This is a genomic window from Ruegeria sp. AH7 (assembly GCF_056541325.1).
The window spans coordinates 331,156-354,666 of record NZ_JBQFYF010000001.1 but is presented as its reverse complement, the minus strand read 5'-3'; the positions used below and the strand labels follow the sequence as shown (position 1 = coordinate 354,666).

General features: G+C 57.7%; 26 protein-coding genes and 1 tRNA gene. 14 read left to right on the top strand and 13 right to left on the bottom strand.

What is annotated here, in order from left to right; all coding sequences use genetic code 11:
- Positions 1-15: 15 nt before the first annotated feature.
- The gene (locus ACR0JX_RS01815; RefSeq protein ID WP_480540891.1) at positions 16-1,140 is read right to left on the bottom strand and encodes a radical SAM protein; all 1,125 of its coding nucleotides are present in this window, start codon (positions 1,138-1,140) and stop codon (positions 16-18) included.
- A 199-nt stretch (positions 1,141-1,339) separates the two neighbouring features.
- Here ACR0JX_RS01815 and ACR0JX_RS01810 point away from each other — a divergent pair, with 199 nt between their 5' ends.
- The 3 genes from ACR0JX_RS01810 (at position 1,340) to ACR0JX_RS01800 (ending at position 3,955) form a co-directional block, all read left to right on the top strand.
- Positions 1,340-2,359: a hypothetical protein gene (locus ACR0JX_RS01810; protein WP_480540889.1), complete on the top strand. Its 1,020-nt coding sequence runs from the start codon at positions 1,340-1,342 to the stop codon at positions 2,357-2,359.
- 99 nt (positions 2,360-2,458) lie between these two features.
- A complete protein-coding gene (locus ACR0JX_RS01805) occupies positions 2,459-3,301 on the top strand; it encodes an ureidoglycolate lyase (RefSeq protein ID WP_480540888.1) in 843 nt (280 codons plus the stop codon).
- A 150-nt stretch (positions 3,302-3,451) separates the two neighbouring features.
- Positions 3,452-3,955: a cold shock domain-containing protein gene (locus ACR0JX_RS01800; RefSeq protein ID WP_480540886.1), complete on the top strand. Its 504-nt coding sequence runs from the start codon at positions 3,452-3,454 to the stop codon at positions 3,953-3,955.
- Positions 3,956-4,253: 298 nt separating this feature from the next.
- Here ACR0JX_RS01800 and ACR0JX_RS01795 read toward each other — a convergent pair.
- Positions 4,254-4,343 (bottom strand) — tRNA-Ser (locus tag ACR0JX_RS01795).
- Positions 4,344-4,544: 201 nt separating this feature from the next.
- Between ACR0JX_RS01795 and ACR0JX_RS01790 the strand changes: the two genes are divergently transcribed.
- Genes ACR0JX_RS01790 through ACR0JX_RS01755 form a run of 8 tightly spaced genes read left to right on the top strand, consistent with a single transcriptional unit; the run spans position 4,545 to position 11,961 of the window.
- Positions 4,545-5,696, top strand: coding sequence for an SPOR domain-containing protein (locus ACR0JX_RS01790; protein ID WP_480540884.1), 1,152 nt, complete (start codon positions 4,545-4,547; stop codon positions 5,694-5,696).
- Positions 5,697-5,751: 55 nt separating this feature from the next.
- Positions 5,752-6,879 (top strand): D-alanyl-D-alanine carboxypeptidase family protein, encoded by a 1,128-nt coding sequence (locus ACR0JX_RS01785; protein WP_480541739.1) that lies wholly within the window; start codon positions 5,752-5,754, stop codon positions 6,877-6,879.
- Positions 6,876-7,502 (top strand): dTMP kinase, encoded by a 627-nt coding sequence (tmk, locus tag ACR0JX_RS01780; RefSeq protein ID WP_480540882.1) that lies wholly within the window; start codon positions 6,876-6,878, stop codon positions 7,500-7,502. The genes ACR0JX_RS01785 and tmk overlap by 4 nt, the downstream gene beginning before the upstream one ends.
- Before the next feature lie 3 nt (positions 7,503-7,505).
- Positions 7,506-8,627, top strand: a complete 1,122-nt coding sequence (locus ACR0JX_RS01775; protein ID WP_480540880.1) for a DNA polymerase III subunit delta' — start codon at positions 7,506-7,508, stop codon at positions 8,625-8,627.
- A complete protein-coding gene (locus ACR0JX_RS01770) occupies positions 8,624-9,430 on the top strand; it encodes a TatD family hydrolase (RefSeq protein WP_480540878.1) in 807 nt (268 codons plus the stop codon). Before ACR0JX_RS01775 ends, ACR0JX_RS01770 begins: the two co-directional genes overlap by 4 nt.
- Positions 9,427-10,224 (top strand): MBL fold metallo-hydrolase, encoded by a 798-nt coding sequence (locus ACR0JX_RS01765; protein WP_480540876.1) that lies wholly within the window; start codon positions 9,427-9,429, stop codon positions 10,222-10,224. The genes ACR0JX_RS01770 and ACR0JX_RS01765 overlap by 4 nt, the downstream gene beginning before the upstream one ends.
- Before the next feature lie 45 nt (positions 10,225-10,269).
- Complete coding sequence (locus tag ACR0JX_RS01760) at positions 10,270-11,202, top strand: AEC family transporter (protein ID WP_480540874.1); 933 nt, start codon at positions 10,270-10,272, stop codon at positions 11,200-11,202.
- Positions 11,203-11,262: 60 nt separating this feature from the next.
- Positions 11,263-11,961, top strand: a complete 699-nt coding sequence (locus tag ACR0JX_RS01755) for a CbiX/SirB N-terminal domain-containing protein (RefSeq protein WP_480540872.1) — start codon at positions 11,263-11,265, stop codon at positions 11,959-11,961.
- A gap of 6 nt (positions 11,962-11,967) precedes the next feature.
- On the opposite strand, the gene ACR0JX_RS01750 is transcribed toward ACR0JX_RS01755, so the two are convergent.
- The 5 genes from ACR0JX_RS01750 to ACR0JX_RS01730 form a co-directional block, all read right to left on the bottom strand.
- Positions 11,968-12,960, bottom strand: a complete 993-nt coding sequence (locus ACR0JX_RS01750) for a GGDEF domain-containing protein (RefSeq protein ID WP_170532363.1) — start codon at positions 12,958-12,960, stop codon at positions 11,968-11,970.
- A complete protein-coding gene (locus tag ACR0JX_RS01745; RefSeq protein WP_480540870.1) occupies positions 12,957-13,544 on the bottom strand; it encodes a heme NO-binding domain-containing protein in 588 nt (195 codons plus the stop codon). Before ACR0JX_RS01745 ends, ACR0JX_RS01750 begins: the two co-directional genes overlap by 4 nt.
- Before the next feature lie 113 nt (positions 13,545-13,657).
- Positions 13,658-15,217, bottom strand: a complete 1,560-nt coding sequence (locus ACR0JX_RS01740) for a trimethylamine methyltransferase family protein (RefSeq protein WP_480540868.1) — start codon at positions 15,215-15,217, stop codon at positions 13,658-13,660.
- A gap of 119 nt (positions 15,218-15,336) precedes the next feature.
- Positions 15,337-16,029, bottom strand: a complete 693-nt coding sequence (locus ACR0JX_RS01735) for an HAD family hydrolase (RefSeq protein ID WP_480540866.1) — start codon at positions 16,027-16,029, stop codon at positions 15,337-15,339.
- 23 nt (positions 16,030-16,052) lie between these two features.
- Positions 16,053-16,334 (bottom strand): DUF3572 domain-containing protein, encoded by a 282-nt coding sequence (locus tag ACR0JX_RS01730; RefSeq protein ID WP_480540864.1) that lies wholly within the window; start codon positions 16,332-16,334, stop codon positions 16,053-16,055.
- A gap of 89 nt (positions 16,335-16,423) precedes the next feature.
- Here ACR0JX_RS01730 and ACR0JX_RS01725 point away from each other — a divergent pair, with 89 nt between their 5' ends.
- Positions 16,424-17,824: a diguanylate cyclase gene (locus ACR0JX_RS01725; RefSeq protein ID WP_480540862.1), complete on the top strand. Its 1,401-nt coding sequence runs from the start codon at positions 16,424-16,426 to the stop codon at positions 17,822-17,824.
- A 2-nt stretch (positions 17,825-17,826) separates the two neighbouring features.
- Here ACR0JX_RS01725 and ACR0JX_RS01720 read toward each other — a convergent pair whose 3' ends face one another.
- Genes ACR0JX_RS01720 through ACR0JX_RS01705 form a run of 4 tightly spaced genes read right to left on the bottom strand, consistent with a single transcriptional unit; the run spans position 17,827 to position 19,728 of the window.
- Positions 17,827-18,300: a periplasmic heavy metal sensor gene (locus tag ACR0JX_RS01720; protein WP_480540860.1), complete on the bottom strand. Its 474-nt coding sequence runs from the start codon at positions 18,298-18,300 to the stop codon at positions 17,827-17,829.
- Positions 18,297-18,650 (bottom strand): hypothetical protein, encoded by a 354-nt coding sequence (locus ACR0JX_RS01715; RefSeq protein WP_480540858.1) that lies wholly within the window; start codon positions 18,648-18,650, stop codon positions 18,297-18,299. The genes ACR0JX_RS01720 and ACR0JX_RS01715 overlap by 4 nt, the downstream gene beginning before the upstream one ends.
- Positions 18,643-19,257 carry an RNA polymerase sigma factor gene (locus ACR0JX_RS01710; protein WP_480540856.1) on the bottom strand — a complete coding sequence of 205 codons (615 nt, stop codon included), beginning with the start codon at positions 19,255-19,257 and terminating at the stop codon, positions 18,643-18,645. The genes ACR0JX_RS01715 and ACR0JX_RS01710 overlap by 8 nt, the downstream gene beginning before the upstream one ends.
- A 6-nt stretch (positions 19,258-19,263) precedes the next feature.
- On the bottom strand, positions 19,264-19,728 hold the full coding sequence (locus ACR0JX_RS01705) for an EF-hand domain-containing protein (RefSeq protein WP_480540854.1): 465 nt from the start codon (positions 19,726-19,728) through the stop codon (positions 19,264-19,266).
- 200 nt (positions 19,729-19,928) lie between these two features.
- Between ACR0JX_RS01705 and ACR0JX_RS01700 the strand changes: the two genes are divergently transcribed.
- Both ACR0JX_RS01700 and ACR0JX_RS01695 read left to right on the top strand, forming a co-directional pair.
- A complete protein-coding gene (locus ACR0JX_RS01700) occupies positions 19,929-20,327 on the top strand; it encodes a DUF983 domain-containing protein (RefSeq protein WP_480498836.1) in 399 nt (132 codons plus the stop codon).
- Between the two features lie 28 nt (positions 20,328-20,355).
- Entirely contained in the window at positions 20,356-21,057 is a 702-nt protein-coding gene (locus tag ACR0JX_RS01695; RefSeq protein ID WP_480540852.1) for an NUDIX hydrolase, read from the top strand.
- A gap of 8 nt (positions 21,058-21,065) precedes the next feature.
- On the opposite strand, the gene ACR0JX_RS01690 is transcribed toward ACR0JX_RS01695, so the two are convergent.
- Positions 21,066-22,733: a ribonuclease J gene (locus ACR0JX_RS01690; protein WP_480540850.1), complete on the bottom strand. Its 1,668-nt coding sequence runs from the start codon at positions 22,731-22,733 to the stop codon at positions 21,066-21,068.
- Positions 22,730-23,509 carry a type III pantothenate kinase gene (locus ACR0JX_RS01685; RefSeq protein ID WP_480540848.1) on the bottom strand — a complete coding sequence of 260 codons (780 nt, stop codon included), beginning with the start codon at positions 23,507-23,509 and terminating at the stop codon, positions 22,730-22,732. Before ACR0JX_RS01685 ends, ACR0JX_RS01690 begins: the two co-directional genes overlap by 4 nt.
- Between the last annotated feature and the right edge of the window lie 2 nt (positions 23,510-23,511).

The following is a 23,511-nucleotide window of genomic DNA, read 5'->3' as shown; positions in this document are numbered from 1 at the left end:
ACTGTTGCGGACAGCTTACACCAAACTCTTGAATTTCGCCAATTTCGCTTCGCTTTCCCGGCGAATTGCGGCCTGATACCAAGTGCCCAGCAAGGCGATATACCCCGCCAAATTGGTCGATGTCACAGCACCCGCCGCATTCATTGGTCCGTGCAAGCCCCGTTCAACGGCAAGCCTGCCATACAGGTCGATTACCTGATGAATCATAGTGGGTGCAGCATAGGCCAGCGACAAGTGTTCCGGCTCCCAGACCGTATTGAAGTATAATACCGCCCCCAGATCGTCGGCAAAAGCCATCAGCTCTGCCAGTTCCTGCCAGTTCACCGTCATGATGCAAGCCGAAATGCCGAACGGGCGGTCATGGTGCCGCGAATACCCGGCCAGCCAGCGGGTGTTCTTAATCACTTCATCAAAATCCGCGTTGCGGCGGATCGAGCAATAGGTTTCACGCCGGACAGAGTCGAGCGATATGCCGATATGTACATTGCCCCGCTCAAGCACAGACAGGGCCTGATCCGGCAGCAGGCTTGCGTTGGTCTGAATGGTAATCTCGCACTCTGGGTTCAGGGCGATCAACCTCTCCCAGATTTGATAATAAAGCCGCATCACAAAGGGCTCGCCCCCATAGAAGGTTGTGCCTTCAAGATGCGGAATAAAATCTTCTAATTCCTCAACAAATTCTCCCCCATAGGCCTGCGGCATCGCCGGGCGCAGCTCGCGGTAGCGCCGGATACGCGAAGACAGTTCCCCGTTGCACATGATGCATTCCAGATTGCACGCATTGTGGAGCTCGAATGAAAACGAGGTCGGGTGATCGGGATCAATGCTCCAGCGATCAAAATGCTGTGCGACGACAGCGCCATAGTTCCCGGTTTCAATCTGCGACCCGCAGCCATTGCACCCGCCGCCCAGATCACCCTGCGCCACGCGCTGGCACAGAGTTTGCCTTGGACGCCCTTGCCAGATTTCGCGGATGGATTGATCCGGATATCGGCCCAGCGGTTCACGATTATAGCAACAGCTTGAAACCTTGCCTTCGGTCCCAAAATACAGGCTGGTCGACGGGCTGTAGCATAACAAAGGCCGGGGTCCGGCGCGGCGCTGTTGGTTGTAGTGATAGTTCTGAACTGGGTTAATCATGGCCCCACCAAAACATCTCTTGCGCCTGATCTTATCACATCCCACGTCTCTGTTGGCTAAAAACCGCCATCCAGCGCAGTTTGGCCGGGCAACTCGGATGCGGGCATTCAGAGGTCAGCATCCATCCACCCCGTGAAACCAGCCTCATTCCATGCTATGCTAAGTTTTTTATGGAATTTTCTCGCAAAGGGGCGCCCTCGTGTCCGAACGTCGCGTAGAACTGCATTACTTTTCGATCGTCGCGCTGCCGATTTGCGTGTTTCTGGTCCATGAGTTTGTCCAGACTCACATGCTGCCAAAAGACCTGGACCTGTCTGTTGGCATTCTGATCGCAGATCAGGATTGGTTGGAAACCGTTGGCCGGTACCGGTTCCTTGCCGCGTCATGGTTCTTTGTCGCGCTGGCTATTCTTCCGGTCGCGGTATTGGTACGCAACCTCAGGAGACCGATGGAGCGTGCTACCAGACTGGCCGCAATTCTGACGGTTATCACGGTTTTCTGCCTTGCGATGATCCCGGTCATTCAGCAGCATATGACCGGCACGCCACCGCAGATTTATGGGCAAGTCGGCAAAGAGTTATTTGAGATGGCCCTGTCCAAAGGCACGTTGCCGGGCTGCGATGGCCCTGATGATCTTTGGGCCCTGGGCACCTGTGGAGATATCCCCGTCTTCTCGCTTTTTCGGCGGGTGATGGATATTGTCACCGCACTGGCCGGTCTGGCCATAGGCGCGCTGATTGCTGGGATGATCTTGTGCCTGTCATTTGGCGGCGGTGACGATCTCGAAGATACGGCCGCCAGCCTGGCCCGCAGCATCCGCCAAATGAAGCAACAGCTGTATCTGTCCAGTCTGATCCTGACCTTTGGGATGTTCTTTGCGTCAAGTTGGATGTACTGGCCCTTACCCGTCATTGCAGAGGCCGAAAAGGCCGCATTCAGCTCTTTGGTCACAGCATCAGCTTTGTTCACCGGAACCTATTTCTGTCTGCTGATGCTCAGCTTCTATCTGCCGGTGGCACTGATCTTGGATGGTCGGGTGACACAATTGGCCATTTCGGCCCGGCAGTCAGACGACACAGAGGATGACTTCGATGTCGATGACTGGCGATCCACACACGGTCTGTCAGATGGGCCCGGCGATTTCATGCGTGCGGGCATCGCGCTGGCCGCGCCCATTCTTGCGGCTTTTGCGGGGGGAATCTCACCCTTAAGCTTGTGAGGCTTCAAAGCGTACAGAGCGGTTGACCCAAAGCCCCACAGGCTGCAGGCTTCGAAAGCCAACGCTCGACGCCACTACCAATCAGGATATCCGCAAACTATGAAATTGCTTCGCTACGGCCCAACGGGCGCAGAAAAACCGGGGATTCTAGATGACGACGGTGCCATTCGGGACCTATCTGCCATGGTCGATGATATCACGGGTGAGATGCTGGACAAAGCTTCCCTCGACCGGCTGCGCGCGCTTGACGTATCAACTCTGCCCGTTGTTACCGGCAATCCGCGCATTGGGGCTTGCGTCGACCAGGTTGGAAAATTCATCTGCATCGGCCTGAACTATGCCGATCACGCGGTGGAAAGCGGGATGGATTTGCCCGCCGAACCGGTGATCTTTTTCAAAGCAACCTCGGCCATCACGGGGCCCAATGACTCGGTCGAGATCCCACGCGGGTCGACCAAAACCGATTGGGAAGTCGAATTGGGCGTCGTCATCGGCAAAGAAGCCAAGTATGTCTCGGAGGCTGATGCATTAGACTATGTCGCCGGATATTGCGTGGTCAACGACGTGTCCGAACGTGATTTTCAGCTACACCGCTCGGGCCAATGGACCAAAGGCAAATCAGCCGACACCTTTGGCCCCATTGGCCCGTGGCTGGTCACCCGGGATGAGGTTCCGGACCCACAAAACCTATCCATCTATCTCGAGGTGAACGGCCACCGATATCAGGATGGTTCAACCCGAACGATGCATTTTGGCGTGGCTGCTGTGGTATCTCACCTGTCTCAGTTCATGTCGCTGCAACCGGGTGACGTGATTTCAACCGGTACACCTCCCGGTGTTGGCATGGGGCAAAACCCTCCCGTCTACCTGAAACCCGGAGACATTCTTGAACTTGGTGTCGAAGGCTTAGGCGTTCAACGACAGATGGTGGTGGCGGGCTGAGGCGCCATTGATCTTAGTAGATACACAGCTGCGAACGCTGCGGGTGTTAATCTGTGGTTTACCACAAGTCTCCTAAAACATGACTAATAAATACCATATTTACTATGAAGGGTTTAGCTCAAGACAGTGATGTTCAAAGGTTTGCTCGTTATGGATGGTTCGACGCTTGGCGATCCCGCTCTGGTCCAGTTTTCAGGTATTTTGAAATGGTTTGCTGCCAAACACGGGTACGGATTTGTCACCTGCGACGAGACGGGCAAAGATGCACTACTCCATCAGAACACGCTCAACGAGTTTGGCCAAACATCCATAGCACCCGGATGTGAAATCAAAGCGCTCGCGCGCCGCACATCCAAGGGTACACAAATCGTCGAGATCCTTGAGCTGCAGGCTGAACCGGTGCCAGATTTTTTGCCTGACGGAACCAGCGAACGGGAAGGTAGAACTTACCTGCCCGCACGGGTCAAATGGTTCTGCGAGAAAAAGCAATACGGGTTCGTAAATGTGTTTGATGATCCCCGCGATTGTTTTTTACACTTGAACACTCTGGCAAAAACAGGACTTGGGATGGTGAATGTCGGCGAGGCGCTTGGCGTGGAACTGGATGATGGCCCAGACGGCAGAGTTGTCGTATCCGTTAAGTCCTGGAGCTAGTCAGCACACCAAAACAAACGGACGCCGTGCCGACTATCGCGAATCCTAGTTACCTAGAATGTAGTGAACGTCCTTATCATTGCAGTCATTGTGCGACGATGGGAAAGGTGCTTCGACACAGCGAGCACAGTTGTATCCGGTGGAGGCAAAACTCGCTTCATTTTACGCTTCCCTCAAACTGATAAACTCAGGGCCATGCGGAGTTCACGCAGCTTCAACTCTCGGCTCAGGTCGCGTGACCTGAAGTCGCAATAGTTGCCAGAACCGTTCTTGGAGTGATTGGATTGCAAAGGCCAAGTGGCGGGGAGACAGGGATTCGAACCCTGGGAACGCTCTCACGTTCAGCGGTTTTCAAGACCGCCGCATTCGACCACTCTGCCACCTCCCCGTCGGAGGCCCGGTCTAAGCCCAACTGAGATCAGAGGCAAGCCGAAATCGGGAAAACTTGCTCAAGCCTGCGCAGCAGCCTTTCCTTGGCCCTTCAGCCACGTTATGATCTGGCCTTAAGATCGCAGCAGACTGGCGCTCAGAACCGGTCATTCGGCGGGGCTGGAAAAAAACGAAGCCCTTTCAGGCAAGGGAACAAAAGATGAAGCGAGCGACACAGACACGCGCAAATCCGCGAGGACTGGCTGTACTAGCTGTGACTTTGACAGTTTTGTCCGGGTGTGACGAAGTTCTTCAATCTCAGGACGGATCAACGAAGCCCAAGAGCGACAGCGCGGACAATTCGACAATCGAACTCGTACCTCAGGTCACCAACAGCTCGCAGCGCGACATTGAGGCACCGGATGTGTTTTCGGTAACCGAAGCTGGGCTTTGGGATGGGCGACCTTCGCTGGGCGGCATCTGGGTGGCGCATCCTGATGTTAACCAACCAGAACGCGTTTTGATCAAGAACACCGCGAACAACAAAAGCGTCACTGGCGCGCTGTTCCGGCGTCAGGCGAACTTGCCCGGGCCTGCCTTGCAGGTCTCCTCCGCCGCGGCGGAAAAACTGGGAATGCTGGCCGGTGCGCCAACGCGGGTCAGCGTTGTAGCCCTGCGCCGAGAAGAACCCAAAGAAGAACCACCAGCTGAGGAACAGACGCCCGAGGCCGAAGCTCCGAAAGAAGAAACCGAAGTTGCAGCCGCTGCGCCTGAAACAGAAACCGAGGCTGCTGCACCGGAAAAGCCGGCCAAGCGCAAATGGTGGCAAAAGAAAGAACCGGCTGCTGCCGCGGGCGCAGCGGGCGCTGCTGCAGCGGCGGCTGGCTCGGCCAGTGAAGAGGCTGCGGAAGCTGGGGTAGACAGCGCCTCAGCCGCTGGCGCCGCCGCACCGGGCCTTTCAGACGCCCCTGTAGAAGCCCCGGCTGATAAGCCCGCCAAACGCAAATGGTGGCAGAAAAAGCAACCCGAAGAGATAACGGCCACACCGCTGGACCCAATCGAAGGGGCAGCAGCCGCAATTGACGCGGCCGAAGCCACCCCGGCAGCGGCCGCAGCTGCCGCCCCTGCTGCATCGAACTTGACAAAGCCCTATGTTCAGATCGGCACGTTTAGTGTTGAAGCCAATGCAAACACAGCCGCAGAAAAAATCCGTAAGAATGGTATGGCTGCCGAGGTCCGTGCGCTTGAGGCTGAAGACAAAACCGTCTGGCGCGTTCTGGTCGGCCCTGCCACAACACGCGCCGATCGCAAGGCGATTCAGACCGATGTCAAAGACCTGGGCTTTACCGACGCATTCACCGTGTCCAACTGATAACAGGAGGCGCCCCGTGCTATCCGCAATTCGCACATCCGTATTTACCCTAGGGATGGCTGTCCTGGCCCTGCCCGCACACGCGTTTGATACCACGGCGCGTGCCGCCTATGTGATCGATCAGTCAACCGGAACTGTACTTCTGTCGAAAGACGCTGATCAACCGCTGCCGCCCGCGTCGATGTCGAAGCTCATGACGCTCTATGTCGCGTTCGAAGCGCTGCGCGATGGGCGTTTGACCTTGCAGGAAACTCTGCCCGTATCTGAACACGCGATGAGCTATGGCGGCTCGACCATGTTCCTGAACACGCAAGATCGTGTGACGGTCGAGGATCTGTTGCGCGGTATTATCGTTCTGTCGGGCAACGATGCCTGCGTGGTGATCGCCGAAGCGCTGAGCCCCGATGGGACCGAGGCGGGATTTGCCCGTTACATGACCCAACGCGGCAAACAGATGGGCATGGACAATTCCAACTTTGCCAATTCAAACGGCTGGCCCGCCGCAGGGCATATGATGTCGGTGCATGATCTGGCGGTTCTTGCGGATCGGTTGATCAGCGATTTCCCGGAATACTACCCGCTATTTTCGGAAGAAGAGTTCGAATTCGACGGGCGCGCACCGTCGAACAAACGCAACCGGAACCCTCTGCTGCGGCTGGACATCGGGGCCGATGGGCTCAAAACCGGCCACACGCAAGAAGCGGGATATGGCCTGGTCGGATCGGCCAAACAAGGCGACCGCCGGGTGATCTTTGTCCTCACCGGTCTCGACAGTACCGCTCAGCGGGCAGAGGAGGCCGAGGCCGTGGTTAACTGGTCGTTTCGAAATTTTGTCGAGAGGACAGTTGCCACCGAAGAAACGCCAATAGCCGAAGCCAAGCTGTGGATGGGTGAGAAGAAGACCGTGGGGTTGGTCCCCGAGGGCGATCTGAACGTTCTGTTCCCGGTTCTGGGCACTCAGAATGTGCAGGCAGAGGTCGTTTATGACGGCCCGATCAACGCCCCTGTTGCCAAGGGCGATCAACTGGCGGAACTGGTCATCAAACCCGAAGGCCTGCCCGAAATTCGCCGCCCGCTGGTCGCAGCCGAAGATGTGCCTCTGGGTGGGTTCATGGTGCGCATGATGACCGTGGGCGGTATTGTTCTGAAAGACGTGATCAATAACCCGCTGGAGTCGATGTGACGCAACGCGGGGTGTTCCTGACCTTTGAAGGCATTGATGGATCAGGCAAATCAACACAGGCCCGGATGTTGGCCGAGTTTCTGCGCGAGACGGGCCACCAGGTTATTCTGACGCGCGAACCTGGGGGATCGCCCGGAGCTGAGGAAATCCGCAGGCTGGTGCTGGAAGGCGACCCGGATCGTTGGTCGGCTGAAACCGAAATTCTGCTGTTCACTGCTGCCCGCCGCGACCACCTAGAACGCACCATCGAACCAGCGCTGGCCGATGGCAAGGTGGTGATCTGCGACCGTTTTGCCGATAGCACTCGCATGTATCAGGGCCTCTCGCGTGGTGATCTGAGAGGCATTGTCGACCAGTTGCACAGTCTCATGATCGGACGCGAACCTGATATGACCTTGTTGGTCGATATGGACCCGGAAATCGGCCTGTCCCGCGCCAAAGGCCGCCAGGGCACCGAGGAACGGTTTGAAGATTTCGGCCCTGCGTTGCAAAAACAGATGCGCGCCGGGTTTCTGGCTTTGGCCGACGAGTTTTCCGACCGGTTCCGCGTCGTCGATGGCAATCGCGACATGGACAGCGTTGCACAGGATGTGAGAGATATCGCCCAGGCAGCTTTGCGATAGACGATGAGCGACGACACCCCAACCCCAGATCAGGCGCCCGGCGCGCCGCATCCGCGTGAAACCTCGCGCCTTTTCGGACAAGACGCGGCGGAACAGGCGTTTCTCACTGCCTACACCTCAGACCGGTTGCACCACGGTTGGCTTCTGACCGGCCCGCGCGGCGTTGGAAAGGCCACGTTGGCGTGGCGGATTGCGCGGTTTCTTCTGGCAACGCCTCCGGCTGAGGACGGTGGGTTATTCGGCGCACCTCCACCCCCTGAAACACTGGATATTGATCAGGGCCACCCGGTCTCGCACCGCATCATGGCGGGTGCGGAACCCGGTTTGGCGGCCATCACACGTTCTCTGAACGATCAAGGGCGGTTACGTGGTGAGATTGTCGTGGATGACATCCGCAAACTGGGCAAGTTTTTCGGTCTATCTTCGGCAGATGGCGGGCGGCGCGTGGTCATTGTCGACTCCGCTGATGAGATGAATGTCAGCGCCGCAAATGCTCTGTTGAAGATGCTTGAGGAGCCACCCGCGCGAACCACGCTTCTGCTGATCTCGCACCAACCTTCGCGCCTGTTGCCGACGATCCGGTCACGTTGTCGGACGCTGCGATTGTCGACTCTAGGACCTGAGGACATGCAGGCCGCACTTGCGCAAAGTGGGGCAGAATTGCCAACGCAGCCCGATCATCTGGCCGCTTTGGCTGCCGGATCGGTCGGCGATGCGGTGCGTCTGATCAATGTGGGCGGATTGGACCTCTATGCCGAACTGATCGCTATTCTGGGCACGCTGCCCCGCATGGACCGCCAACGCGCTTTGAAGCTGGCCGAAACCGCGGCCCAGCGCGGCGCGGCCGAGCGGTTCGAACTGTTATTGACCCTGATTGACATCGCCCTGTCCCGCCTGGCCCTGACCGGGGCAACCGGTGCGCCGCCCGCGCCTGAAGCCGCCCCAAACGAGGCAGAAACGCTTGCGCGCCTGTCCGCCTCGCCTCATCAGGCCCGCCGCTGGGCCGAGGTTGCCGCGACAATCACAGCCCGCGCACGCCATGGTCAGGCTGTGAACCTTGACCCTGCCGCTTTGGTTCTAGATACGGTGTTCAAGATACAGGAAACCGCCGGTCAGAGCAGATGAGCGATACGCCCGAAATCACCGACAGCCATTGCCATCTGGACTTCCCCGATTTCGAAGGGCAGCTGGACCAGATCATCGCCAACGCCACAGATTCAGGCGTAACCCGAATGATCACCATCTGTACCCGCCTGCGCAATGAACCCATGGTCCGCGCCATAGCCGAGGCCCACGCTCCGGTCTTCTACGCCGCAGGCACTCATCCGATGAGCGCGGCGGATGAGCCGATGGCGACAGTTGACGAACTGGTCGCACTTGCACAGCACCCAAAATTCGTAGGCATCGGTGAATCCGGACTGGATTACCACTACACCGCCGACAGTGCCGAGGTGCAGAAACAATCGCTGCGCATCCATATCGAGGCTGCTCAGCGCACGGGCCTGCCGCTGATCATCCACGCCCGCGCCGCCGATGACGACATGGCCCGCATCCTGACCGAGGAATACCGCAACGCGCCCTATTCCTGCGTCATGCACTGCTTTTCATCGTCCGCCGAACTGGCCCGCGCCGCTTTGGATTTGGGGTTCTACCTGTCCATGTCCGGCATCGTTGCCTTCCCCAAAAGCCAAGAGCTGCGCGACATCTTTGCTGCAGCCCCTGTCGATCGCATTCTGGTGGAAACCGACGCGCCCTATCTGGCCCCACCACCCTATCGCGGCAAGCGCAACGAACCCGCGTATACCGCGCATACAGCCCGCAAAGGGGCCGAGGTGTTCGGCATGGATTACGCCGCATTCGCCGCACAAACTCAGTTGAACTTCGACCGCCTGTTTTCCAAGGTCACCCAGTTTAAGGCCGCTGCATGAACTTACTGCGTTGCACCATTCTGGGCTGCGGATCTTCGGGCGGCGTGCCGCGCCTGGGCGGGCAATGGGGTGATTGCGATCCCGCGAACCCGCGTAATATCCGCCGCCGCTGCTCTCTGCTGGTGGAACGGGACGGGCCGGATGGCACTACATCGGTGCTGATCGACACCACACCGGATATGCGCAGCCAGTTGCTGGACACGGGAACCGGGCGATTGGACGGGGTCGTCTATACCCACTCGCACGCGGATCACATGCATGGGATCGACGATCTGAGAATGATCGTCTTCAACATGCGAACCCGCGTTCCAGTCTGGGCCGATGGTGATACGCAAAACGCCCTGCTGGGTCGGTTTGGGTATGCGTTTATCCAGCCCGAAGGCTCACCCTATCCACCCATCCTGGATCTGAAATCCATTGACGGCGCTTTCGAAGTCGACGGTCCCGGCGGCCCGATCCCGTTTGAGCCATTCAAGGTGAACCACGGCTCGATCGACTCGCTGGGTTTTCGAATGGGTAACCTCGCCTACCTACCGGATGTCGCGGAAATCTATAACGACGCATGGCCAAAGATGGAGGGGCTGGATTGCCTTATCATTGACGCCCTGCGCCGGTCACCTCACCCCACCCATGCGCATCTCGAAAAGACACTGGGTTGGATCGAGCGGCTTGGCCCGAAACGCGCGGTTCTGACCAATATGCATATCGATCTGGATTATGCGACGGTCGAGGCCGAGACACCCGACCATATCACCCCCGCCTATGACGGGATGGTGATCGAACAGGCGCTGTAAGCCGCTGCCCCGCGCAAGCCAGATATCGCTAAAGCGTGGGGCGATATGCTTCAAAGCCTGATCGACGTCATCCTACCCGTGTTTCTGGTCATCGGCGCAGGCTATGCAGCGACACGGTCTGGCTATTTCAAAGAAATTCATGTCGACGGTTTGATGAAGTTTACGCAGGGGTTTGCCATCCCCTGCCTGCTATTTCTGGCCATTGCGCATCTGGACCTCAGCGCCAGTTTCGATCCGCGCCTGCTGATCAGCTTCTACTCTGCCGCTGCCCTGTGCTTTACCGCAGGGCTGTTCGGCGCGCGGCTGGTCTTTGGGCGCGATTGGGAGGATTGCGTTGCCATCGGCTTCTGCTGCCTGTTCTCGAATTCGGTCCTGTTGGGCCTGCCCATCACGGAACGCGCCTACGGGCCTGACAATCTGACTGGCAATTACGCCATCATCGCCTTCCACTCGCCCTTTTGTTACGGCGTCGGCATCACGGTGATGGAGATTGTTCGAAATCGCGGTCATGGCGGCATACGCATGGCGCGGTCGGTTTTGTCTGCGATGTTCAAGAATGCCCTGATTCTGGGTATCGCGCTTGGGTTTGTCGTGAACCTGTCGGGTATTGTCATACCTCGGGTGGTCGATGAGGCCCTTGGCCTTGTGACCCGTGCGGCCTTGCCCGGCGCCTTGTTTGCGCTGGGGGGCGTGCTGGTTAAGTACAAACCCGAGGGCGATTTAAGGACGATTGCTTACGTTTGTTGCATTTCCCTTATGCTGCATCCTAGTCTGGTTTGGATCTTTGGCGCGTCCACGGGCCTGCCACAGGACCTGTTTCGCTCGGGCGTGTTAAACGCAGCGATGGCGCCGGGTTTTAATGCCTATATCTTTGCCAATATGTATGGCCGGGCCAAGCGGGTCGCCGCGTCATCTGTACTGATCGGAACTGCAGCGTCCATCATAACCGTCTGGCTTTGGCTGACCCTTTTGGGATAATCCCCGCCTTGACTTACACGTCCGGCGCGACACCTAACGGGCAAACAGAAGGAACCACATATGCCGCAGGCCATTATCGTTGCCCATGGTCAACCCTCGGACCCGGATCCGGCAGAGGCGTCTCTTGCCCGATTTGCGGCTCAGGTCGATGCTCTGACCCAGGATGTCTCGGTGCATTCGGCCACCTTGGCAGCCCCTGGCCGGCTTGAGGCGGTGATGGACGAACTGCCATCTGATGCGGTGATCTATCCTTTGTTCATGGCCAAAGGCTGGTTTGTGACCAGTGCCTTGCCCAAACGCGTCGGCAACCGTGGGCTTCGGATTCTGGACCCGCTTGGCGTCGATCCTGAGTTGCCAACTTTGGTGTGCACCGCCCTGCGCGAGGCTTTGACGTCAAAGGACTGGGTCACCGAAGATACAGATCTGGTGATCGCCGCCCATGGATCTGGGCGCAGCCGCAATCCATCCGCTGTGACATTGGAGTTCGCCGAAAATTTGGGCGGGCTGCTGCCTTTCAGGACCCTGAAAGCCGGGTTTGTTGAAGAACCCCCATCCATCGCAGATGCGGCAAGCGGTGCCGGTGCGCAGTCTCTTTGTCTGCCCTTTTTCGCCTGCACCGGAGGCCATGTGCTGGAAGATGTCCCACAGGAGCTGGATCGCGCAGGATTTCAAGGCGCAACCCTGCCGGTGGTCGGAGAGCTTCCACCCATTCAACGCCAGATCGCCCGCAAGCTCGAAGCGGTCTTTGCAGCAGCGTAGCACAGATCAGGTGCGGGCCTGTGACAGGCTAGAATACAACCGATGACGTGACCGCCCTTCTCGTTTGGCCTGATACAAGGCCAGATCGGCGGCATGCAGTATGTCAGCCGCCTTTACCGTCTCGAACTGCGTCGATAGCGCAGTTCCGATGCTTGCGGATATACGGCAGGGTTGTTGCTCGAACATCATCGGTTCGTTAAGACGTTTGATCAGACGATCGGCTATGGATGACAGAATTTCTTCCTGGGTCAGACCCTTGAAGATGATGACGAACTCATCACCCCCAACTCGCGCCACCATATCGTTCGACCGGGTTTCCTCGACCATGATCTGGGCGGCCTGCTGCAGCACATAATCCCCGGCTGCATGCCCCAAGCGATCATTGACGGATTTGAAGAAATCCAGATCCAAATGCATCAGTGCAAATGTCGCATTTGCCGCGCTGAGCTGCGCCAACATGTGATCCATCGCGCGGCGGTTTTTCAGGCCAGTCAATGTGTCGGTGTACGCCTGCTCTTCAGCGGCAAGCATCGCCCCCTGCAGCCGCAGGTTCAGCGAGCGTGACGCCTCCATCGCGGCAGATTTTGCCTCGACCAGATACAGCAGTTCGATCGCCAGATCGGTGCCCGAGAAATCGGCACTAGTCAGGGCATAATCCCGCACCGCATCCAGAATTGAAATCCCGAAAGACAGATTGATCACTGCCCCGCCGCCATCCGGCAATGGGGCGACCAGGCCCTTCAAAGCGGTGCGTGGCTCATCATGGAACTTCAGATGCAGCTTTGCACCGGCCATGGACATCAGCGCCGGAATGGTCGTGACGGTCCGTGGTCGGATCAACTGGAACACATCCAGAAAGCTTTTGCCGATCAGGGGCGTATCTGGTCGCAGCTTTTGCAATGTCGGTCCGACCTTCTGGATAAGACCTTTGTCATCCAGCAGCATGAACATCGGGCAAAGGGTCTCGAGCAGCTGTGCGAGATCCTGAGGCTTAGTCATTCGTTTCGCGCCCCCAAATCAAAGTGACGTCCTTCGGCAAAAGCAGTCTCGACCAACATGATGGATATGACCTCAGCTCTGTCCTGTTGACCATCCTCCGACAGCATCACCAAAGCGCCATAGTCATCCGCCATCGCCCGCAGTACCCCAACCATGACGCTGGCATAGCCCGGTAGACCGGGATGGCAGAGCAGTTGATATTCAGTCACCGAAAGCTCTCGCAATTCCAGCGCGGGCAGGGTCAGGTCTGAGACTGCCAGGCGGACGCGATCTGGCAGATCATCCAGCGAGTGCAGGAATTCGACATAGCTGACACCGCCAAACCGCAACAGGCGCCGCAGCCCTTCCATATTGGGATGCGAGACCAGATAAGTTCCAACATCTTCGAGTATTTCGGGCTGCGGGCGGCCAAGTTCAGCGCTTAGCGCCTCCAGAACCCGGAACAGGACATCGTCCTCATAGGTCAACATGGCCTCGAATTCGACAAAGCCCAGTCGCGCAGTCTCAGCCACGCGCAGCCAGCACGATTGACCATAGGTCGCGCAAACAAAAGACTGGATCGCCCGATTTATCAGACCATGCATAAGATGCCCCATTTGGTTCCATCTCACTTTGGTCGGATAAATCTTAACAATTACCCAAAATCCACCGCTGTTTGCGGAGAATGCAACCGAGTATCAAAGCGATAGTTTTCAAGTCAGAAATCAGTCGGCGCCCCGCCTTCGGCCTTACGACGGGTAACAAAATCGGCCAGTTCGTCCCGGATGCCATCGTCCAAAGCCGGGGGTTCAAAGCTGGTAATGATCTCTTTGAACATGTGATGCGCACGCTCAGCCGTCCAGATACCTCCGGCAACCTCCCAGCCTTCGTAGTTTTTCCAATCGCTCAGGAAGGGTTGATAGAACGCCGTGGTATAGCGGTCCTGGGTGTGCTGAATACCGAAGAAGTGGCCATCATTTCCGACAGAACGAATGGCGTCCAGCGCAATTTCATCCGGGCCCGTGGCCACAAGTTGGGGGTCCATATAGCGTTGAATTTGCTGTAGAACCTCACAATCCATTATGAATTTTTCGGGGCTGGCGATTAGCCCCCCTTCTAGCCAACCTGCCGCGTGATAAACCATATTCGTACCCGACTGCACAGCTGCCCAGAGGGAATTCGACGTCTCCCAAACCGACTGCCCGTCCGGGACGTTGGCGGCACAAACACCCGAAGACCGCATCGGCAGATCGTAGTACCGGGCCATCTGCCCCGTCATCTGGGTTGAACGGATGTACTCTGGCGTACCAAAGGCAGGCGCACCTGTTTTCATGTCAACATTTGACGTGAATGTTCCAATGGCACAGGGCGTGCCCGGACGCACATATTGGAACAGCGCAATTGCGCACAGGGCTTCTGCCAGCGACTGAGCTACAGCGCCCGCCATTGTCACCGGCGCCATAGCACCAGCCAAGGTGAACGGCGTCACAACAATCGCCTGACCACGCCGTGCCAGACGCAAGCACCCGTCGATCATCGGATAGTCATGCTTCAGCGGTGAGGTCGAGTTGATGTTGGTGTACATCCGCGGAGTCGCCTCGAACTCCTCGTGGCTCAACCCACCCGCGATCCGCACCATCTCCATCACGTCTTCGACCCGCTCTTTGCCCAGCGAATAGGCGTGCATCGCCTTGTCTGTCAGCGTCAGCTTGTCATAGAGCACGTCCAGGTGTCGGACGCTGGCATGCAGATCGACCGGCTCAACCGGATACCCGCCGGCAAAGTGAATACAATTGAAATACTGGGTCAATTTCAGCAGGTTTCGGCACATCTCGCGATTGCCCGGAACCTTCTTGCCGATCTCCATATCCCAGTAGTTCGGAGGGGACGATACATTTCCAAACAGAAGGTTCTTGCCACCAATTTGAATCGTATGGTCCGGGTTTCTGGGCGTGATCGAGAACTGACTGGGGGCTTTGGCGATCATCTCCATGACGAAATCGCAGCCCATGCGCACATTGTCACCATCGATGGTACACCCGGCTTCACGCAGGATGCCGATGGCCTCATCATTGTAGAACTCGATCCCGATCTCTTCGAGGATGCGCATCGCGCCATCATGGATCGCTTCCACTCCCTCTGGACCCAAAGGTTCGGTCGGGCGGTCGATATTAACCGGCGGATTCCATGGCATCTGATCAATCACAGCACTACCACGACGAGCCGCTGCACCTGCGCGACCGCCGCCACGACGTCTGCGTGTATTGGTATCGGCCATAGTCCTCTCCTGCTTTGCTAGTTTCTAAGCAAGCCTTGAAGACCGCATCTCAGCCGTTCTATCTGCGACAGAAGTTGTCGGTTTTTAGTCCCGATGTGCCGAATTTCTAATTGGTGTTGTCAGTTTCTTTCCAACCAGGCCGGGATATGCCCGATATCCGGCAAGACGACATCCGCCATCGGGGCCAACGCCTCGGTCTTGGCAACCCCGGTAAGCACACCAATGGTGACCATACCAGCGGCGCGCCCGGCCTGTAAGTCATGCAGGCTGTCCCCCACCATCGCGATGCGCGACGGATCGATCCCGACATGCGTGGCAAAGGCCAACAACTGACCTGGCCCCGGCTTATAGCCATGGCCGCTGTCATAGCCCGCGATAAAGTCAAAATGATCCTGAATTCCGACCGACGTCAGATGCTGCATAGCTGGGTGTTCACTGTCATTTGTGGCCACCCCAAGTTTGAGCCCAGATTTTCGAAGGCCTTCTAGAAATGGTTTGAGCGGCACGGCTGGGGATTGCGTGGCAGCGGCGGCTTCGACATTCATAACGTCGATGAGCCCAGTCAGCGTGAAGCCATCGACATGTGGCAGCATGAATTCCGCAATCTCTTCGACAGTTGAGGCAATCACGATGCTATCCTCAACATATCGATCCTGTGCAAGATCGTAGCCGATCACATCGCCCAGCGCAGCCGCCCGTGTTTCATCATTGTTTGTCAGGCGCATCACAAGGGATCGCCCAAACGCGCCCCAAGTGTTGGCGAAATCGAACAGAGTACCGTCTTTGTCGAAGACAATAGCGTCAATTGGCATCAGATGCTCCTGCAGGGATGGGATCAAGTCCAGTGGATTTCGCCACCCGAAAGCGCGGCGCGCGCCTGGGCTGGATGCTCATAGGGAATTGAATGCGAGTCACAAAACGCAACGATCCACGAATCATCCATGAGCAGAAAATCCAGCACTGACGTCAGAAAGGCCGGATCGCCCGCACTGCTGCGCAAATCCTCGGATGCGGCGCCGGTTGAGCCTAAAAAGACCGGCAAAAGCTCCTCATTTCCGACCAGCCACCCCAAGGCGGTTAGGGCCAGAGTTTCGGCGGAATCGGCGGAAAGTGACATGAACAGGCCCTGAAAACGATCTTGGAAAGGGTTTGTTAACCAGACTCATAAACACTTTGTTGACGCATGCAATCAATGGGTGAGCAACAATGTCCGTACAAGGAACCATCCTTGTCCTCGACGGGGTATCAACCAACCGCATCATGCTGAAGGTTCAGCTGACAGCGGCCTGGTACCATGTGGTACAGGGGGAACGGCTTAAGGGACTTGGGGCACTCTTGCGGCGGACCCGGCCTGATCTGGTGCTGACTGCGCAATCCCTGCCAGATGGGACGGCGGCAGATGTCAAGAAACTGATCCTGAGCGAACCCGACTTGGGCGATGTGCCGGTGATTGCCCTTGCCCCGCAGAATGACAAAGCCGCCCGCCTGCGCGCGCTAGAGGATGGTCTTGATGACGTTATGACCCATCCGTTCAAGGACACGTTGCTGCTGGCCCGCGTTCGAAGCCTGTTGCGCGCGCGCGCGGATACCCAGGATCTGCGCGTCAATCACGGGACCCAAAGCATTGGATTTGCAGAAGAAACGAGCGCCTTCCTCGCACCTTTCAAACCAGCGCGAGTTGACATTCTGTCCCTGTCCCCCCGGACCGGCGCTTCTTGGTCTAAAGACCTTGCAGACAAGTCACCGCATTCCGTTGGCTGGCACACGCAATCAAGTTTGCAGACGCTTTTGTCCGCCCCCCCGTCTGACGCGATTATCATCGAACTGGATACCAGCCCATCGGGGTTGAACATCCTGGCTGATCTCAGGTCACGCGGTGCAACGCGTCATACGGTTCTGATCGGGGTTCTGACCGACAAGAACGCTGCCATGGCATCCGAGGCCTTGGATCGTGGAGCAGATGCCGTTTGCCTCGGGGGTTACTGCGCGCAGGAGATCCAGTTGCGACTGGCCAATCAACTGGCGCGAAAAACCCGTATCGACAAGATGCGCGCTTCATTGAAACGCGGCATCGCGGATTCATGGATCGATCCTCTGACCGGCTTGCACAACCGTCGCTTTGGAATGCACGCAATGGCACAAATGGCGCGTCAGTCTTCCAAGTCCGGACGTGGGTTTGTCGTGATGCTGGCCGATCTTGACCATTTCAAAGCAATCAATGACCGTTTTGGGCATGCCAGCGGCGATCTGGTGCTGAAACAAGCTGCCGAACGTATGCAACACGTGCTGGGAGACGCAGGCTTTGTCGCCCGTATCGGCGGCGAGGAATTCATGATCGGCGCAGCAAACATGTCGCGCGCCCGCGCGCTGAAGCTTGCCGAAGCGGTATGCGACAGTATCTGCGATCAGCCCTTTCACTTGTCTGATCATAAGACCCCGGTCTCTGTTACGATCAGCATTGGCCTGAAGTACGCCTTGCCTTCGGACCTGTCGGCAGAGGAACAATGCGAAGCTGTAAACGGGTTACTGAAATCCGCGGACAAAGCGCTTTATGCTGCAAAGAAAGCCGGGCGCAATCAAGTCCGGATCAGGCAAAGCGCAGCCTAATCTCAGTCTCTATCCTTTTTTCCCTTATGGCCACGTGCGACCACCTCTTGCAGGCGATCGGCGTATTTCTGTCGCTCGGCATCTGACATCGCGGTTACGCGCGCCAGCCAGCGAGTTTTCAGCTCGTCCTGAATGTCGACCATCGAGCGGGTCTGCTGCTGCAGTAGAACCTCAACCGCAGCCGGGTCAAACGGAACAGCCCGCAAAGCTTGCGACATGGCGGCGAAATCCTCGGCCCGCTCCTTGGCCCCCTTTCTGTGCAGCGCAGACAATTCCCGCCACATGGCATTGCGCTCGCCTTTCGGCAACGCGCGATACAAGGCAGGCCCGAAGCCCGGCGGCGCCTTGGCGTGATCGCTTCCTTTCAGGCGCCAAGCAGTCCCTGCGGCCATTCCAATGACCAGCAGATTCAAGGCCAGCGAGATGACCAGAACAATCGGCATCCAACGCCGGTTCGGTTTGGTTTCCGCGCTCATTCCGCAGCCTCCAGAAAACTTGTGTCAAATCCCAGATCCGAAACCAGATAGGCCGCATCCTGCCCCCCAACAAAGCTGGCCGGATCAGGCAGAAATGCAGGCGCTGAAAATCCGATCCAAACCCCGGCAGCACTTGCAGCGACCAAGCCGCCCAAACCCTGCCAGCCTCCAAGCTGATCCGTGACGCGAGACCAGAGGCCTTGCGTCGGCCTCGATAGCATTGAAAGACGTTCCAGCCGAACCGTTTCGGCGTCCGTCTGTATCCGCACAACCAGATCATCCGGCAACCCATCCCGGCGCTGTCGGGCCTCGGCGAACAGGTGATCCAGTTCCATATCCTTATCAGCCATTCTTGTACCCCAGTTCATCCCGTCGTTCGGCCAGAAGTGCGGCCAGACTGCGTTTTCCCCGCGCGGTCAGACTTTCAACCGCTTCTACCGAAATCTCCATGATCCCGGCAATCTCGGGGTTGGACAATTCCTCGATATGGCGCAGCACAACCGCTTGCCGCTGCCGATCCGGCAACATGTCTAGAGCCGCTTGCAGCGCGTCTTTTCGCGCGGCGTCCTGCATTTGATCGACGACACCGGCGCTGTCATCCTCGGGCTCCGGCACATCTGACAACGGCTCTGGCCGTTTCTTGCGCCGTAGATCCGTGCACAGGTTAAGCGTCACCCGATAGAGCCATGTTGAAACCTTGGCCTGACCAGAAACCCAATCGGGTGCCATCTGCCACAGACGCATCATCGCGTCCTGGGTGACATCTTCAGCCTCGGCCCGGTTTCCCAAAACACGCAGTGCCACCGAATAGCAGCGCGGGCCCAGACGGTCGGTTAAAATCCGTGCCGCGCCCGCATCGCCATCGGCAAAGCGCCTTAGCAACATATCGTCGCCAAGTTCGGTTGCGGCAGAAGGTCCACCGCAACCGGTCTGTGAGTGGGAGGTCAGATCCTCCATCCTGCATCAGCTATCGTCGGCGTCCGCCTTCTGACGCTTTTTATGTCGACCCATTTTGTCTTTTGCATCAGCAAATTCCTGTTCCGAGATGCCGCCGCTGTCATCGGCATCGATCCGGTCAAACATCTTGTCAGCCCGGCGCGGTTTCGGCAACTCATCATCGCTCAGAAAACCATCCCCGTTTGCGTCATGCTTTTCGAACATCTTGGTTACACGATCGCTGGATCTCTGCTGCGCTGCGGCCTGCATTTCATCCACGCTCAGCTGACCATCGCCATCGGTATCAGCGGTTGCAAACCGTGCGTTGCGATGGGCCGTCATTTCATCTTTGGTGATCTGACCATCCCCATTCGCGTCCAGTTCTTGGAACGAAGCTGGCTGGCGATCTTTGGGACCCGCTGCCAAAACGGATGTGCCTGTGATTGCAACCGCGGCAAGAATGATCCCCGAAATAAATATTGAGTTCTTCATAGGTCTTTCCCCTTTTTGAAGCGGCCTCATCACCGCTGCTCATAACTATTCAAACGCACCCCGCGGGCATTTCCGTCGCCTGGATCGCATATTTTTTGCGCGGGCCCTAAAAATCACATCGGCACAAAGCGACGCACCCCCCTTTTAACTCGCACCATTCGGGCGCAATATCTGCGAAAGGCGAACGCATGAGTATTGCTATGGACCAGACAATCGACAAATCGACTGAAACCGCAGATGAGCGCGAGACTTGGCCCGCGCTGGTCAAGGGATTTCGCTGCAAATGCCCCAAATGCGGTGAAGGCAAGCTGCTGCACAGCTATCTGAAGGTGAATGATCACTGCGCAAATTGCGGGCAGGAGCTGTTTCATCACCGCGCCGATGACGGCCCGGCCTATCTGACGATCCTTCTGGTTGGTCACCTGCTGGCACCTGTTCTGCATGTGTCGTACGTGCATTGGCGACCGGATCCCTGGACCATGGCGATCAGCCTCTCGATCGCTTGTGTGGCGTTGTCTTTGTACCTGCTGCCCCGGCTGAAAGGCGCCGTCGTGGCCTATCAATGGGCCCGTCGTATGAACGGGTTTGAAAAGGCTTGATGACGCCTACCACCGGAACCAACCACGCATGAGCATCGATAAGACCGCGATACGAGACGCCGCAACGGTCATCGTGTTGCGCGACAGGCTGTCTGATCCGTCGATCCTGATGGGGCAGCGCGGCAAGAATGCCGTCTTCATGCCGAACAAGTTCGTGTTTCCAGGTGGGGCGGTTGATCCGGCAGACGCCGACATCACGCTTGCAAATGCCTTGCCTACCCTCTGCCATGATCGCCTGGCCGAGCATTCCGACCCCGGTTTACAATCGGCACTGGCCGCTGCAGCGATCCGCGAGCTTTGGGAGGAAACCGGGCTGATATTGGGTCAGCCCGGCAACTGGCAAGGCGACGTACCCGCAGACTGGTCCGGCTTTGCCCGCTCCGGTTTCCTGCCATCGGCCAATGCACTGCAGTTTGTGTTTCGCGCGGTCACCCCGCCGGGTCGACCACGCAGGTTCGATGCGCGGTTCTTCCTGGTGGATGCAGATCAGATTCAAGGAGATCTGGATGATTTCAGCCGCGCCTCGGATGAGCTGTCGCATCTGCAATGGGTCAAACTGAACCGCGCCCGCGATCTGGACCTGCCCTTCATCACCGAGGTCGTGCTGGCCGAAATTGAAACCCGTGTCGCTGACCCCAGCCCGCCCGCGTCGGTGCCATTCTACAGCAACAATGACGAGGCGAGCCTGTTTTTCCGCCTGAGGGGCGTTCCGATGCCGGATGTCGACTGACGCCCGGCTTACTTCACCCGGCTGATCACAACCGTCACTTCGGGCTTCTTGCCGATCTCGGTTTTTGCCGTCTGGCGCACGATCCGGCGCATCGCCTCTTCTAGCTTGTCGTCATCCCGCAGCGTTTTCGCTTCGGCCCGCATCAGGAACTGGTTCAAGTCTTCTTCCAGCACCTCGACCAGCGCCGCACGTGATGTTCCAATCTCGGGTAGACCCATCGTGTCGCACCAGGGCTCACCCAGCGGTTCATCCTCTTCATCCAGAATAACGGTCACTGTCACATGTCCGTTCAGCGCCATACGGATGCGGTCACGCACGATCCCATCCAACGCGCCTATCTTCACGGTACCGTCAAGATAAGTGCGTCCGGTTTCGACATAGTCCACTATTTTGGGCGCGTTGCCAGTCAGGTCCAGCATGGTGCCATTCACAGCAAGAACACCCGTCCGTCCGCCAGCTTCAGCCAGCTTGGCATGTGCACGCAGATGGCGGTGTTCCCCATGCATCGGAACCACGAATTGTGGATCAACCAACGCATGCACTTTCTCAAGATCAGGCCGGTTTGCATGGCCCGAGACGTGATAAAGCCCCGAGCTGTCATCCACCACATCGACGCCCTTTTCGCTGAGTTGGTTCATGATGAAAATCACGCCACGCTCGTTGCCGGGGATGGTCTTGGATGAAAACAGGAATAAATCACCCTCTTTCAACTCGATACCGCGATACTTGCCGCGTGCCAGCTGCGCACTGGCAGCGCGGCGTTCGCCCTGACTGCCGGTCACGATCAGCATCAGGTTCTGGCGTGGCAGGTCCACCGCCTCTTCAGCGCTGATCACTTTAGGAAAGTCCGACAGAATGCCGGTTTCCGTCGCCGCTTCAATCATCCGGCGCATGGCGCGGCCCAGCAGCACAACCGAGCGCCCGGCCCGCTGCCCGGCCTCAGCCAAGGTTTTCACCCGCGCCACGTTCGACGCGAAGGTGGTCGCCACAACCATGCTTTCGGCGCTTTCGACCAGCTTGGTGATCTCGGGCCCCACTTCGGATTCCGAACGCCCGGCATGGGTCGAGAACACATTCGTGCTGTCACAGACCAGCGCTTTGACGCCCGATTTGGCGACGTCGGCCCACAGGTCCGGATCAAACGCCTCACCCACCACCGGGTTCGCGTCGAGTTTGAAGTCGCCTGAATGCACGATCCGACCTGCAGGCGTGTCTATCACCAGTGCCGCGCTTTCAGGGATCGAGTGTGAAACAGGCAGAAAGCCAACCGTGAACGGGCCAGCCGAGACCTGTTCTGGCCAGGCCGAAGCCGTATGGACCGCGTCCTCTGGGTGGCCATGCTCTTCCATCTTGCGGCGCGCGATATTGGCCGTGAAGGCGCGCGCATAAACGGGTGCCCCCAGCGCCTCATAGCAATGAGCAACGGCGCCAACGTGATCCTCATGCGCATGGGTGACAAACACGGCCTCAAGCCGATCGGCACGTTCCCGCAGCCATGAGATATCTGCGTGGATCAGATCCACCCCCGGTGTGGTGTCCATATCCGGAAACGTCACCCCAAGATCGACAAGGATCAGACGTTCCTTGCCTGGCGTGCCATAGCCGTACACATAGGCGTTCATCCCAATTTCACCGGCCCCGCCCAGCGGCAGGTAGATCAGTCTTTCGCTGCTCATGTTGAGCCATTTTCCTTGTTATAGCGATGGATCACGGTCAGGCCGTGCATCGTCAGATCATCTTCGATTGCGTCGAACCCCACGTCGGCCTGATCGAACAAGGGTGCAAGCCCTCCGGTTCCAACGACTTTCATCGGCATTCCGTATTCGGTCTTGATACGGGCGATCAGCCCTTCGATCAGACCGGAATATCCCCAATACACGCCCGATTGGATACAGCCAACCGTATTCGTACCAATCACCTTGTCCGGGCGCGTGATGTCAATATGCGGTAGGGCGGCGGCCCCTTGGTGTAAGGCCTCAAGGCTGAGGTTCACGCCCGGTGCGATGATACCACCGACATAAGCGCCATCCGCAGCTACAACATCGAAATTGGTTGCGGTGCCGAAATCCACGACAACCACATTGCCACCATGGCGGTCAAACGCACCAACGGCGTTGGCCAAACGATCCGGCCCCGGGACCGTGCCTTCGTCAATACGCGGAGGCACCGGTAATAAGCAATCGGGTTTACCCACAACCAGCGGACGACAGCCAAAGAACCGATCCGCAAAGATACGCAGGTTGAAGACAACACGCGGCACAGTCGACGCGATGATTACATCTCTGATCTCAGCCTCGATGCCATAATGTTTCACCAGCGTCGAGTACCAGGTGAAATAGGCGTCAGCGGTGCGCGAATGGTGGGTCGATGTGCGCAGGGTGCACAGGAACTTATCGCCGTCCCAGATCGAGAACACAGTGTTCGTATTACCGCAGTCGATGGCCAGAAGCATCT